General features: G+C 66.9%; 13 protein-coding genes and 1 tRNA gene. 11 read left to right on the top strand and 3 right to left on the bottom strand.

Annotation, left to right across the window (positions count from 1 at the left end):
- Positions 1–211 precede the first annotated feature (211 nt).
- Positions 212–1,402, top strand: a complete 1,191-nt coding sequence (locus tag ACZK5G_RS15540) for a glycoside hydrolase family 18 protein (RefSeq protein WP_164080650.1) — start codon at positions 212–214, stop codon at positions 1,400–1,402.
- A gap of 90 nt (positions 1,403–1,492) precedes the next feature.
- Positions 1,493–1,894 (top strand): VOC family protein, encoded by a 402-nt coding sequence (locus ACZK5G_RS15535; protein WP_478463979.1) that lies wholly within the window; start codon positions 1,493–1,495, stop codon positions 1,892–1,894.
- A gap of 24 nt (positions 1,895–1,918) precedes the next feature.
- On the opposite strand, the gene ACZK5G_RS15530 is transcribed toward ACZK5G_RS15535, so the two are convergent.
- The 3 genes from ACZK5G_RS15530 to ACZK5G_RS15520 are packed head-to-tail and all read right to left on the bottom strand — an operon-like array spanning position 1,919 to position 4,048.
- Complete coding sequence (locus ACZK5G_RS15530; RefSeq protein WP_478463978.1) at positions 1,919–3,478, bottom strand: PepSY-associated TM helix domain-containing protein; 1,560 nt, start codon at positions 3,476–3,478, stop codon at positions 1,919–1,921.
- 10 nt (positions 3,479–3,488) lie between these two features.
- Complete coding sequence (locus ACZK5G_RS15525) at positions 3,489–3,752, bottom strand: membrane protein (protein WP_032128657.1); 264 nt, start codon at positions 3,750–3,752, stop codon at positions 3,489–3,491.
- Complete coding sequence (locus ACZK5G_RS15520; RefSeq protein ID WP_005410439.1) at positions 3,752–4,048, bottom strand: hypothetical protein; 297 nt, start codon at positions 4,046–4,048, stop codon at positions 3,752–3,754. The genes ACZK5G_RS15525 and ACZK5G_RS15520 overlap by 1 nt, the downstream gene beginning before the upstream one ends.
- Before the next feature lie 429 nt (positions 4,049–4,477).
- Between ACZK5G_RS15520 and thrS the strand changes: the two genes are divergently transcribed.
- The 9 genes from thrS (at position 4,478) to ACZK5G_RS15475 (ending at position 12,285) form a co-directional block, all read left to right on the top strand.
- Positions 4,478–6,379, top strand: coding sequence for a threonine--tRNA ligase (thrS, locus tag ACZK5G_RS15515; protein ID WP_478463977.1), 1,902 nt, complete (start codon positions 4,478–4,480; stop codon positions 6,377–6,379).
- Positions 6,380–6,427: 48 nt separating this feature from the next.
- A complete protein-coding gene (gene infC / locus ACZK5G_RS15510; protein ID WP_005410437.1) occupies positions 6,428–6,970 on the top strand; it encodes a translation initiation factor IF-3 in 543 nt (180 codons plus the stop codon).
- A gap of 266 nt (positions 6,971–7,236) precedes the next feature.
- A complete protein-coding gene (gene rpmI / locus ACZK5G_RS15505) occupies positions 7,237–7,434 on the top strand; it encodes a 50S ribosomal protein L35 (protein WP_005410436.1) in 198 nt (65 codons plus the stop codon).
- Between the two features lie 11 nt (positions 7,435–7,445).
- Positions 7,446–7,805: a 50S ribosomal protein L20 gene (gene rplT, locus ACZK5G_RS15500; RefSeq protein ID WP_006380762.1), complete on the top strand. Its 360-nt coding sequence runs from the start codon at positions 7,446–7,448 to the stop codon at positions 7,803–7,805.
- A 193-nt stretch (positions 7,806–7,998) separates the two neighbouring features.
- Positions 7,999–8,994: a phenylalanine--tRNA ligase subunit alpha gene (locus tag ACZK5G_RS15495; protein WP_005417865.1), complete on the top strand. Its 996-nt coding sequence runs from the start codon at positions 7,999–8,001 to the stop codon at positions 8,992–8,994.
- An 85-nt stretch (positions 8,995–9,079) separates the two neighbouring features.
- Positions 9,080–11,476: a phenylalanine--tRNA ligase subunit beta gene (gene pheT / locus ACZK5G_RS15490; RefSeq protein WP_478463975.1), complete on the top strand. Its 2,397-nt coding sequence runs from the start codon at positions 9,080–9,082 to the stop codon at positions 11,474–11,476.
- 27 nt (positions 11,477–11,503) lie between these two features.
- Positions 11,504–11,803 (top strand): integration host factor subunit alpha, encoded by a 300-nt coding sequence (locus ACZK5G_RS15485; protein WP_005410432.1) that lies wholly within the window; start codon positions 11,504–11,506, stop codon positions 11,801–11,803.
- Positions 11,784–12,140, top strand: a complete 357-nt coding sequence (locus ACZK5G_RS15480) for a MerR family transcriptional regulator (protein ID WP_005410431.1) — start codon at positions 11,784–11,786, stop codon at positions 12,138–12,140. The genes ACZK5G_RS15485 and ACZK5G_RS15480 overlap by 20 nt, the downstream gene beginning before the upstream one ends.
- 68 nt (positions 12,141–12,208) lie before the next feature.
- A tRNA-Pro gene (locus tag ACZK5G_RS15475) sits at positions 12,209–12,285 on the top strand.
- Positions 12,286–12,326: the final 41 nt, after the last annotated feature.

Here is a 12,326-nt window from a genome sequence, read left to right as displayed (position 1 = left end):
GTTGAAGGTCCGCGGCTACCTTAGCCGATGCGCGAGCCCGCGAAGGCGGCGTCGGCGTGTGTCCTGCTGCAGTGCATGAGGGTCGTTGCATGACTGGCGCGTTGTCGTCATCCGGCGGGATGCACCTGTCCACTGGACGACATGCCACGACAACCGTCCCACAGCCCCATCCGTTTGCTAACGTGGCTGCGCCTTCGAACCGGGAGATCCCATGTTCCGCCAGACTGTGGCTGCCCTTGCCGTGCTGATTGCCGGTGCTTTGCCCATAGCCGTGCATGCGGCACCCGCGCAGCCGCCGATCTTCGGTGCCTACTACCCCGGTGGTTCGGCCGAGCGCTACCCGGTGTCGAGCATTCCGGCCGAGCGCCTCACCCACCTGTTCTACGCGTTCTCCACCATCGAGGACGGGCGCTGCACGATCGGTGCGGAAGCGCCGAAGAATTTCGCGGCGCTGGCCGAGCTGAAGAAGGCGCACCCGCATCTGCGCACGCTGATCTCGATCGGTGGCTGGGGGGCAGGTGGATTCTCCGATGCAGCGCTGACCGAGGGCAGCCGCAAGCGCCTGGTCGACTCATGCATGGCGCTGTTCTTCGATCGTCATGCTGGCAGTTTCGATGGCGTGGACATCGACTGGGAGTTCCCTGTCAGTGGCGGACCGAAGGAGCTGGCACACCGCCCGCAGGACCGCGCCAATCTGACCCGGCTCGCGCAGGCGTTCCGCGTGGCCCTTGATGCGCATGGCCGCAAGGCGGGGCAGCCGATGCTGTTGACCGCCGCACTGGCCGCCGGTCGCCTGCAGACCGATGGCCCCTACGATCCAGCCGCAAGCTATGACCTGCCGGCGCTGGCCAAGGTGTTCGATTTCATCAACCTGATGAGCTACGACATGGGCACCGGCTTCTCGGCGGTGTCGACGTTCAATGCGCCCCTGCATGAAGTGCCGACCGATCCGCTGGCGCCGGAACTGCGGCGCTGGAACAACGTTGCCGGCGCGGTGCAGTACTACCGCGAGCGCGGGGTGCCAGCCCACAAGCTGGTGCTGGGTGTGCCGTTCTACGGGCGCGGCTTCAAGGTCACCGGCGATGCGCCGGATGGGCTGTACCAGTCCTACAGTGCACCGGCCGATGCCGGCGACTGGCGCGTGATCAAGGCGCGCTATCTCGACCAGCCGGGCTGGACGAAGCACTGGCAGCCACAGGCGCAGAGCCCGTGGCTGTACAACGCCGAGCAGAAGGTTTTCATCAGCTATGAAGACCCGCGCTCGATCGGCCTGCGTGCGCAGTTCGCCCGCGAGCAGGGCCTGGCCGGCGTCTTCATGTGGGAGCTGACCGGCGACGACGAACAGGCCAGCCTGCTCAACGCCATGCTGGGCCCCTGGCAGAAGGCACGCATCGGCGATTGAGCTGCATCAGGCGATGTCCGGCGCAACGCCGCAACGCCATCGGCCCGACCCCGCACAGCATGTCCATGCCCGCAGCGTTACGCTGCGGGCATGATCCATCTCGAACGCCTGGACCACCTGGTCCTCACTGTCGCCGACATCGAACGCAGCTGTGATTTCTACCAGCGCGTGCTCGGCATGCAGATCGTGCACTTCGGCACGGGCCGCACCGCGCTGCAGTTCGGCCAGCAGAAGATCAACCTGCATCCGGCCAGCGCCCCGCTGCAACCGCATGCGCTGCGGCCCACGCCGGGCAGCGCCGATCTGTGCCTGGTCACGCGCACGGCGACGACCGATGTGCTGGCCCACCTGCAGGCGCAGTCCGTTGCAGTGGAGGAGGGGCCGGTGGCACGTACTGGCGCGCTGGGGCCGGTCGAATCGGTGTACTTCCGCGACCCTGATGGCAACCTGATCGAAGTGAGTCGTTACCCGGATCCGGCGGACCTTCGGTAGCGCCGGGCCATGCCCGGCGACGGCTCAGTTGGCCCAGACGCTGTTGGGGTCGCCGTTGCGGGCGCGGCGTTGGCTGGCCACAGCCAGGCGGGCGAAGCCGAAGGCCATGGCCAGCGCGATGGCATCGACCCAGAACAGCGGCCAGTGGCCACGCGCGGCCGCACGCCACAGCCAGTCACCATTGAGCGCGCCATGCAGGATCGGCACCAGTGCGGTACTGATCGCCGCCGCCCACAGCAGTTCGCGTGCCGCCTGCGCCGGGCGTCGCAGCGCGGCCCACAGCGCACAGGCCGCCCAGCTGCCGAAGCAGGCCCAGCGGATGCCGTGGTCGACCGCGGACGGTGCCAGCCGCTCCAGCACCAGTGCGGTGACGAACGCCACCGAAATCGCAACGCACAGCCCGATGCAGACGCCGACCGTGGCCCGTGCCATGTTCACCCCGGCACGCGGTTGCTGCGGCTGGCGACGCTTGCGCCGCGATTCGATCCACAACAGGTTGCCGGAGTAGAACAGGAAGGCACCGCCAAGGCCGAGCAGGAAGTACAGCCAGACCACTACGCCGTTGCCGAACTCGCCGAAGTGCAGGGCATAGGCCGCGCTGAGCGTGGCGTGGTTGGCGTCGCGCTGGCCGGGCAGCTGCGAGGCCAGGACGTTGCCGGTGGCCACGTCCAGTGCCACCGCGCCGAGCGGGCCGAGCGTGCCGGTGGATTCGCCGGTGATCTCGATGGTGGCGTTGGCATCGCCGGCGTTGGCCAGCTTCAGGTAGGCCGGTTCGAAATTGGCCACGCCCTGTGCGCGGGCCACTTCAAGCGCGCGTGCATGCAGCAGGCGCAGGCTGCCAGGCGGTGCCGGGATGCCGCTGGCGTCGCGCACCGGCGCGGTGTCCATTGCGGTCGGTACCGCCTGCAGGGCCTTGCCGTCGTAGATCAGCGGGTTGAGCAGGGCCATCTGCACGAACACCAGGCAGAGCAGGGCACCGGTCACCGCGAACATCAGATGGAAGGGCAGGCTGAGCACGCCGATCACGTTGTGCGCGTCCTGCCACAGCTGCTTGAGGTTGCGGCCCGGGCGCAGTGCGAACAGATCACCGAACAGCTTTGGCAGGTGGATCACCAGGCCGCTGAGCAGTGCCATGCCATACAGCAGGCTGACGATGCCCATCACGTAGATGCCGGCCACCGGCAGGCCGAGGCTGTAATGCAGCTCGTTGACCAGTTCGGCCAGCCCGGTCTGTGGCGGCGTCGGGCTGCCGGCGATCTGTCCCGGCCAGGCGTAGCGCCAGCTGCCGTCATCGGCCTGCCAGTAGGCCAGTGGCTGCGGGTGTTCGGTGCCGGGGAAGGTCATGCCGACGTGGCGGTGCGCTTCCGGATGCGCGGCAAGCACGTCTTCCAGCAGGTACTGCGCGTCGTCCAGGCCGGCGGGGAGTGCGGTGGCTGCACCGGGCGTCTGCCACAGCGGCAGGTCGTGGTGGAACAGGGTCAGCGCACCCGCGTAGAAGGCCACGAACAGGCCGAAGCCGGCAACCAGGCCGACCCAGGTGTGCAGGGTGGTGAACGTGCGCAGCGTCTGCGAACTGAACTTCATGGGAAAGGTCTCATTGCACCGCGCCGGTCAGGCGCAGCAGCCCGAGCACGGCAAAGCCGGCGGCGGCGCTGCCGGCCAGCACCAGCCAGGCGCGCAGCGCGCTGCGGAAACTGAACGCCCACAGGGCGGCCAGCATCCACAGCGGGATGAAGGCGATGAGGGTCGGCACCAGCGCCCGTTGCCACGGGCCGGGCGGCAGCCACGCCAGCAGGCCGGTGACGGCGGCGGCGAGGAGGAAGCCGGCGATGATGCCGGCAAGGGCACGCGGCCACATCAGGGCGACTCCGTACCGGGGCGGTGCCAGGCCGCCAGCGCCGGCAGCAGCATGGCGGCCAGCATCCAGGTGCACAGCATCGCCACCAGGCCGGCGGCAAAACCAAGCTCGGCCATCCACAGCCACAGCGCGGCGGCAGCGGCGACCAGGCCGATCTGGCGGCCAAGGCGGCCGGCACGGCGCAGGCGCGGCCAGCGGCAGTGCGGCGAGGCGGCATAGAACGCCAGCGCCGAGAACATCGCCGCCAGCATGCCCAGGCTGCAGAAGCCGAGCGTGGAAAGGCCGACGGTGATCATCGCGGGCGGCCAGCGTGGCAGCGGGCCGGCGAACGCGGGGCACGGGCGGGGCCGGCGGGAGCCGGTCGGAGCGGGTGGCGCATCACGGGGTCCTGGGGGAAAGCGGGCAGGCTGGCACAGGGCGGCCTGCGCCGACATGGTAATCATTGCAATTTCACGCCGCCAGCGAGACCCATTCAGCGGACCGTACGGTAGGCCTTGGGCTTTCCCCTGCGCTGGTTTAAGATCAGCGTAGAACCCTGACTGGAACAAGGTGGCCCGCGCCCAGCGTCGGCCGAGCGTGCGACATGAGCACTACCACCGCCCACTGTTGACCTGCCCCCGAAGGCCCTGTGTTCCAGGCGCCCTCGCGGCGCTTTTTTATTGCCCGGGCGCCGCCCCGGGAACGCTTTCCAGCCCGCCCAGCGGGCCCCGCACGAAGCCACTGCGATGATCAACATTACTCTTCCCGACGGCAGCCGCCGCGAATTCGAAAATCCCGTCAGCGTCATGGAGGTCGCCCAGTCGATCGGCGCCGGCCTGGCCAAGGCCACCATCGCCGGTGCCGTGGATGGCGTGCTGGTCGATGCCAGCGACGTCATCGACCACGATGCCAGCCTGCGCATCATCACCGCCAAGGACGAGGAGGGCGTTGAGATCATCCGCCACTCCTGCGCCCACCTGGTCGGCCACGCCGTCAAGCAGCTGTACCCGGACGTGAAGATGGTGATCGGCCCGGTGATCGCCGAGGGCTTCTACTACGACATCTACTCCGAGCGCCCGTTCACCCCGGACGACATGGCCGCGATCGAGAAGCGCATGGGTGAACTGATCGCCCAGGACTACGACGTCATCAAGAAGGTGACGCCGCGCGCCGAAGTGATCGAGATCTTCAGGGCCCGTGGCGAGGACTACAAGCTGCGCCTGATCGAGGACATGTCCGACGACATCCAGGCGATGGGCATGTATTACCACCAGGAATACGTGGACATGTGCCGCGGCCCGCACGTGCCGAACACGCGCTTCCTGAAGGCCTTCAAGCTGACCCGCATCTCCGGCGCCTACTGGCGCGGTGACGCGCAGAACGAGCAGCTGCAGCGCATCTACGGCACCGCCTGGGCCGACAAGAAGCAGCTCGAGGCGTACATCAAGCGCATCGAAGAAGCCGAGATGCGCGACCACCGCCGCATCGGCAAGCAGCAGGACCTGTTCCACCTGCAGGAAGAAGCGCCGGGCCTGGTGTTCTGGCACCCGAAGGGCTGGGCACTGTGGCAGGTGGTCGAGCAGTACATGCGCAAGGTGTACCGCAAGACCGGCTACGGCGAAGTGCGCTGCCCGCAGATCCTGGACGTGAGCCTGTGGCAGAAATCCGGCCACTGGGACAACTACCAGGACGCGATGTTCTTCACCGAATCGGAGAAGCGCACCTACGCGCTCAAGCCGATGAACTGCCCGGGCCACGTGCAGGTGTTCAACCAGGGCCTGCACAGCTACCGCGACCTGCCGATCCGCTATGGTGAGTTCGGTGCCTGCCACCGCAACGAGCCGTCCGGCGCGCTGCACGGCATCCTGCGCGTGCGTGGTTTCACCCAGGACGACGGCCACGTGTTCTGCACGGAAAACCAGGTCGAGGCGGAAGTGACCGCGTTCCACCAGCAGGCGCTGGCGGTCTACCAGCACTTCGGCTTCGATGAGATCCAGGTCAAGATCGCGCTGCGTCCGGAATCGCGCCTGGGCGATGACGCCACCTGGGACAAGGCCGAGGGCGCGCTGCGCTCGGCACTGTCCAGCAACGGGGTGGAGTGGCAGGAGCTGCCGGGCGAGGGCGCCTTCTACGGCCCGAAGATCGAGTACCACCTGAAGGACGCGATCGGCCGTACCTGGCAGCTGGGCACGATGCAGGTCGACTTCATGATGCCGGGCCGTCTGGGCGCCGAGTACGTGGACGAGAACAGCCAGAAGAAGCACCCGGTCATGCTGCATCGCGCCATCGTGGGCTCGATGGAGCGCTTCCTGGGCATCCTGATCGAGCACCATGCCGGCCAGTTCCCGACCTGGCTGGCGCCGACCCAGGTGGTGGTGGCCAACATCACCGACGCTCAGGCCGAGTACGTCTCGGGCGTGACCAAAACCCTTGCGGAGCAAGGCTTCCGCGTCAGCTCGGATTTGCGTAACGAGAAGATCGGCTATAAAATCCGCGAGCATACGTTGCAGCGCGTGCCCTACCTGCTGGTCATTGGTGACCGCGAGAAGGAAAATGGGGCTGTGGCGGTGCGTACGCGTTCTGGCGAAGACCTGGGCAGCATGAGCCTGCAGGCCTTCATCGAGCGGCTCCAGGCCGAGGGCGCGTAAGCAAAGGTCCGGTCCGGGGGCACAGGCACCCGGACCGGTTCGATACCCTTGGGAGAACGTAATATCAGCACCCCTGACAACAAACAGAACCGCAAGAATCAGGAAATCCGAGTGCCGCGCGTCCGCGTGATCGGCAGTGACGGAGAAATGATCGGCGTGTTGTCGCGCGACGAAGCGCTGTCCATGGCCGAAGATGAAGGCCTGGACCTGGTCGAAATCCAGCCGCAGGCCGATCCGCCGGTCTGCAAGATCATGGACTTCGGCAAGTTCAAGTTCGAAGCGCAGAAGAAGGCCAGCGAGGCCAAGAAGAAGACCAAGCAGGTCGAGATCAAGGAAGTGAAGTTCCGTCCGGTCACGGACGAGGGCGACTACCAGATCAAGCTGCGCAAGATGCGCGGGTTCCTCGAGGATGGTGACAAGATCAAGGTCAACATCCGTTTCCGTGGCCGTGAAATGAGCCACCAGGAACTGGGCCGCGAAATGGCCAACCGGATCGAGACCGATCTGGGCGAGGACATCGTCATTGAATCCCGTCCGCGCCTGGAAGGGCGTCAGATGGTCATGATGATCGCGCCGAAGAAGAAGACCTGAGGCCTGACGGGCCGCCTTCCGGGGCGCCTGGCTGAATGGTTCAGGGTAGAGGGACGCCATGGGCGTCCCTTTGCTTTTGCAGGAAGCCGGTGAATTGCCGGCGAAAGGGTTGCAGGGGCTGGTGGCAGGGCGGTTTTGCCTGTATCATGCCCGGCTCGACCCACCCAGGACGGGTCGTACGCCGATCATGGCAGGACGGAAAGAGCGGCCCAGGCCGCCGCCAGATCAGTCAGAAACCAGGGTCATATCCCATCAAGGACATTGCAATGCCCAAGATCAAGACCAACCGGGCAGCGGCCAAGCGTTTCCGCAAGACCGCCTCGGGCAAGTACAAGTGCGGCCACGCCAACCGTAGCCACATCCTCACGAAGAAAGCGACCAAGCGTAAGCGTAATCTGCGTCAGACGGGCCATGTCCGTGCAGAAGACGCAGGCCGTCTGGACCGCATGCTCCCTTACCTCTGAGGAACTGAAAAATGGCACGAGTTAAGCGTGGCGTACAGGCGCGTCGCCGCCACAAGAAGATTCTGGATCTCGCCAAGGGCTATTACAACGCCCGTCGCAAGGTCTTCCGCGTCGCCAAGCAGGCGGTCATCAAGGCACAGCAGTACGCCTACATCGGCCGTAAGCAGAAGAAGCGCAACTTCCGTTCGCTGTGGATCACCCGTATCAATGCGGCTGCCCGCATCAACGGCCTGAGCTACAGCCGCTTCATGAACGGTCTGCTGAAGGCCGGCATCACCCTGGATCGCAAGGTCCTGGCTGACATCGCCGTGCACGACGCAGCCGGCTTTACCGCGCTGGCCGAAAAGGCCAAGGGCGCGCTGGCGGCATAAGTCCTTCCCGATGCCGTAACCGTTCACTCGGAACGGTGTCAGGTCAAGGCAATGCATGGGGAAGGGCGCAAGTCCTTCCCCATTCTTTTTTGGGTCCCGGCGAGGCCATGACGGCAGCGCGGGGACGGCGGTGGCGACAGGGGTCGGCCCTTCGCGCATCGCGATGGCAGATCGACTGGAGTTCCGGCCCCCCATGAGCGACATCCAATCCCTCACCACCCAGGCGCTGGCCGATGTGGCCGCCGCACAGAGCCCCGACGTGCTGGAACAGCTGCGCGTGGCCCTGCTTGGCAAGAGTGGCAGCATCACCTCGCAGCTCAAGCAGCTCGGCGCCCTGCCGGCCGACGAGCGCAAGGCCGCCGGTGAAGCGATCAACCAGGCCCGCGACGCGCTGACCCGCGCGCTGGGCGAGCGCAAGGCGCTGCTGGAAGACGCGGCACTGGATGCGCGCCTGGCCGCCGAAGCCATCGACATCACCCTGCCGGGCCGCAATGGCGACCGCGCCGGCCTGCATCCGATCACCCGCACCCTGGAGCGCATCACCGGCATCTTCGGCCGGCTGGGCTACGAGCTGTCGGAAGGGCCGGAGATCGAGGATGACTGGCACAACTTCGAGGCGCTGAACTTCCCGCCGCACCATCCGGCGCGCGCCATGCACGACACCTTCTACTTCGGCGACGGCCGCCTGCTGCGCACGCATACCTCCGGTGTGCAGGTGCGCTACATGGGCGACCACGCGCCGCCGCTGCGCATGATCGCCGCCGGCAAGGTGTACCGCAGCGACAGCGACCAGACCCATTCGCCGATGTTCCACCAGGTGGAAGGCCTGCTGGTGGACGAGCATTCGACCTTCGCCGACCTGAAGGGCACGCTGGCCGAGTTCGTGCGCGCCTTCTTCGAGCGCGACTTCGAGATGCGCTTCCGTCCCAGCTACTTCCCGTTCGTTGAACCGGGCGCGGAAGTGGACATCGCCTGGCAGCAGCCCGATGGCAGCACCCGCTGGCTGGAAGTGCTCGGCTGCGGCATGGTCCATCCGAACGTGCTGCGAAACGTCGGCATCGATCCGGAGCGCTACACCGGCTTCGCCTTCGGCATGGGCGTGGAGCGCTTCGCGATGCTGCGTTACGGCGTCAACGATCTGCGCGCGTTCTTCGAGAACGACGTGCGCTTCCTCAAGCAGTTCGCGTAAGCGCCGGTCCGTAGAGTCGAGCTTGCTCGACTGCTTCTAAATTCGCAGGCCCAGGCGCATGCGCCGGGCCCACCAGGGTGACACCATGAAATTCTCCGAAAACTGGCTGCGCAGCCACGTCCCGACCCGCGCTTCGCGCGATGAACTGAGTGCGGTGCTGACCGCCATCGGCCTGGAAGTGGAAGAAGTGACCGCGCTGGGCGAAGGCCTCGAGCACGTGGTCGTGGCGCGCATCGTCGACGCCGTACGCCATCCGGAAGCCGACCGCCTGCAGGTGTGCAAGGTCGATGCCGGGCAGGGCGAGCTGCTGCAGATCGTGTGCGGCGCACCGAACGCACGTCCGGGCCTGGTTGCGCCGCTGGCGATGGTCGGCGCGCAGATTGGCGAGCTGAAGATCAAGCCGGCCAAGCTGCGCGGTGTCGAGTCCAACGGCATGCTGTGCTCGGCCAGGGAGCTGGGCCTGGACAACGATGCCTCCGGCCTGCTGGAGCTGCCGGATGACGCACCGGTCGGCCAGGCTCTGGTCGAGTACCTGGGCCTGCCGGACGCCAGCATCGAGATCAAGCTGACCCCGAACCGCGCCGACTGCTTCAGCCTGCGCGGTATCGCCTACGACGTCGCCGCCGCCACCCGCAGCGACGTGCTGGATTTCACCACCGAGACGATTCCCGCCATCGGCAACCGTGAGCTGGCCATCCAGCTCGACGCCGGCGCCGAAGCACCGCGTTACCTGGGCCGCGTCATCGAAGGTGTCAACGCCGCCGCCGAGACCCCGCTGTGGATGGCCGAGCGCCTGCGCCGCAGTGGCGTGCGCCCGGTCTCGCTGCTGGTCGACATCACCCAGTACGTGATGCTCGAGCTCGGCCAGCCGATGCATGCCTACGACCTGGGCACCCTGCAGGGCAGCATCGCCGTGCGCCGTTCGCGTGCCGGCGAGAGCCTGAAGCTGCTGGACGGCCGCGATGCTGCGCTGGACGACAGCTTCCTGGTGGTCACCGACGCCGATCGTGCGGTCGGCCTGGCCGGTCTGATGGGCGGCTTCGACACCCGCGTCACCGACGCGACCACCGCCGTGTTCCTGGAGGCCGCGCATTTCGCGCCGGCCGCGATCATGGGCCGTGGCCGCAAGCTGGGCCTGCACACCGATGCCGGCCACCGCTTCGAGCGCGGTGTCGACCCGGCACTGCCGCGTACCGCCATCGAGTACGCCACCCGCCTGGTGCTGGACCTGGCCGGCGGTACCCCGGCGCCGGTCACCGAGGCCGTGCGTGAGGCCGATCTGCCGCAGCCGGCAACCATCGTGCTGCGCCGCGCCCGCATCACCCGCGTGCTCGGCATCACCATCGACGATGCGGAAGTCGAGCGCATCCTGCGCGCGCTGGGCATGGACGTGGTTGCCACCGCCGACGGCTGGCAGGTCACGGCGCCGAGCCGCCGCTTCGACATCGCCATCGAAGAAGACCTGATCGAAGAGCTGGCGCGCATCCACGGTTACGAGCAGATCCCGACCACGCTGCCGGGCGGCGCCTCGCGCGTGGCGATGCCGAGCGAGACCCAGCTGGACGCGCTGAGCGTGCGCCGCCAGCTGATCGCCCGTGACCAGCAGGAAACCGTCAATTTCGCTTTCGTCGACGATGCGCTGCTGAGCCAGTGGCAGCTGCGCGACGGCCTGGTACCGCTGGCCAACCCGCTGTCGGCCGAACTGGCGGTGATGCGCCCGTCGCTGCTGCCAGGCCTGGTCGCCACGTTGGGCCGCAACGCCGCCCGCCAGATCGGCCGCGTGCGCCTGTTCGAACTGGGCCGCGTGTTCGCCCAGCAGGCCGGCGACGCGTCGCTCGGCGAAAGCCGGCCGGCGCCGCTGGAGACCCCGCGCGTGGCCGCTGCGGTCTGTGGCGATGCACAGGCACTGCAGTGGGGCCTGCCGGCCCGCAAGGTCGATTTCCATGACCTGAAGGGCGATCTGGAATCGCTGGCGGCTGCCAGTGGTGCGGTACTGGAGTTCCGCCCGTCGGCCCGCCCCTACGGCCACCCGGCCCGTTCGGCCGAGGTGTTCCGCGATGGCGTGGCGATCGGCTGGATCGGCCAGATCCACCCGCGTCTGGCCAAGGCAATGGACATCGAAGCCGACGTCTATGCCTTCGAACTGGACCTGGAGCCGCTTACCGCCCGCCGCCTGCCGCGTGCCGGTGAACTGTCGCGCTTCCCGGCAGTGCGCCGCGACCTGGCATTCCTGGTGCCTGAACAGGTGGCCTGGACCGATCTCGCGGCCACCGTCCGCCAGGCTGCTGGTCCGCTGCTGCGCGACCTGAACCTGTTCGACCGCTACGTCGGCCAGGGCGTCGAGCCGGGATTCAAGAGTCTCGCTATGGGCTTGATTTTGCAGGACAAGTCGCGCACTCTGACGGACCGCGACGTGGATGCGGTGGTGGCCGAGGCGGTCACTGCCATCGAGCGTGAACATCACGCCCGGATCCGCGGCTGAGCGGGCAGCACTCGGGGGTAGCAGGCAATGGCATTGACCAAGGCGGAGATGGCGGAAAAGCTGTTCGACGAAGTCGGTCTGAACAAGCGGGAAGCCAAGGAATTCGTCGACGCGTTTTTCGATGTGCTGCGTGAAGCATTGGAACAGGGACGTCAGGTGAAGCTGTCGGGCTTCGGTAATTTCGATCTGCGGCGCAAGAACCAGCGCCCGGGTCGCAACCCCAAGACCGGCGAGGAAATTCCGATTTCCGCCCGTACGGTGGTCACCTTCCGTCCGGGCCAGAAGCTCAAGGAGAGGGTGGAAGCTTATGCTGGATCCGGGCAGTAACCGCGAACTACCGCCGATCCCGGCCAAGCGCTACTTCACCATCGGTGAAGTCAGCGAGCTGTGCGACGTCAAGCCGCACGTCCTGCGCTACTGGGAAACCGAGTTTCCCAGCCTTGAGCCGGCCAAGCGCCGAGGCAACCGCCGCTACTACCAGCGCCACGACGTGCTGATGGTGCGGCAGATCCGCAGCCTGCTGTACGAACAGGGCTACACCATCGGTGGTGCACGCCTGCGTCTGGACGGTCCCGATGCCCGCGAGGAATCGGCGCTGAGCAACCAGATCATCAAGCAGGTGCGCATGGAGCTGGAAGAAGTGCTGCAGTTGTTGCGCCGCTGATCCCATTTCCATCGTAATCCGCTATACTTCACGGCCCGCCGCACTGGCGGGCACATCGCAGCATCAGTCGGGGCGTAGCGCAGCCTGGTAGCGCATCTGCCTGGGGGGCAGAGGGTCGTCGGTTCGAATCCGGCCGTCCCGACCACTGTGATGAATCAAGAAGCCTGCGCAGCGATGCGTGGGCTT

It is taken from the genome of Stenotrophomonas sp. 62841_Sma, from assembly GCF_056482945.1.
Note: the sequence above shows the minus strand (reverse complement) of the source record. Positions and strands in the feature narration are given on the sequence as shown.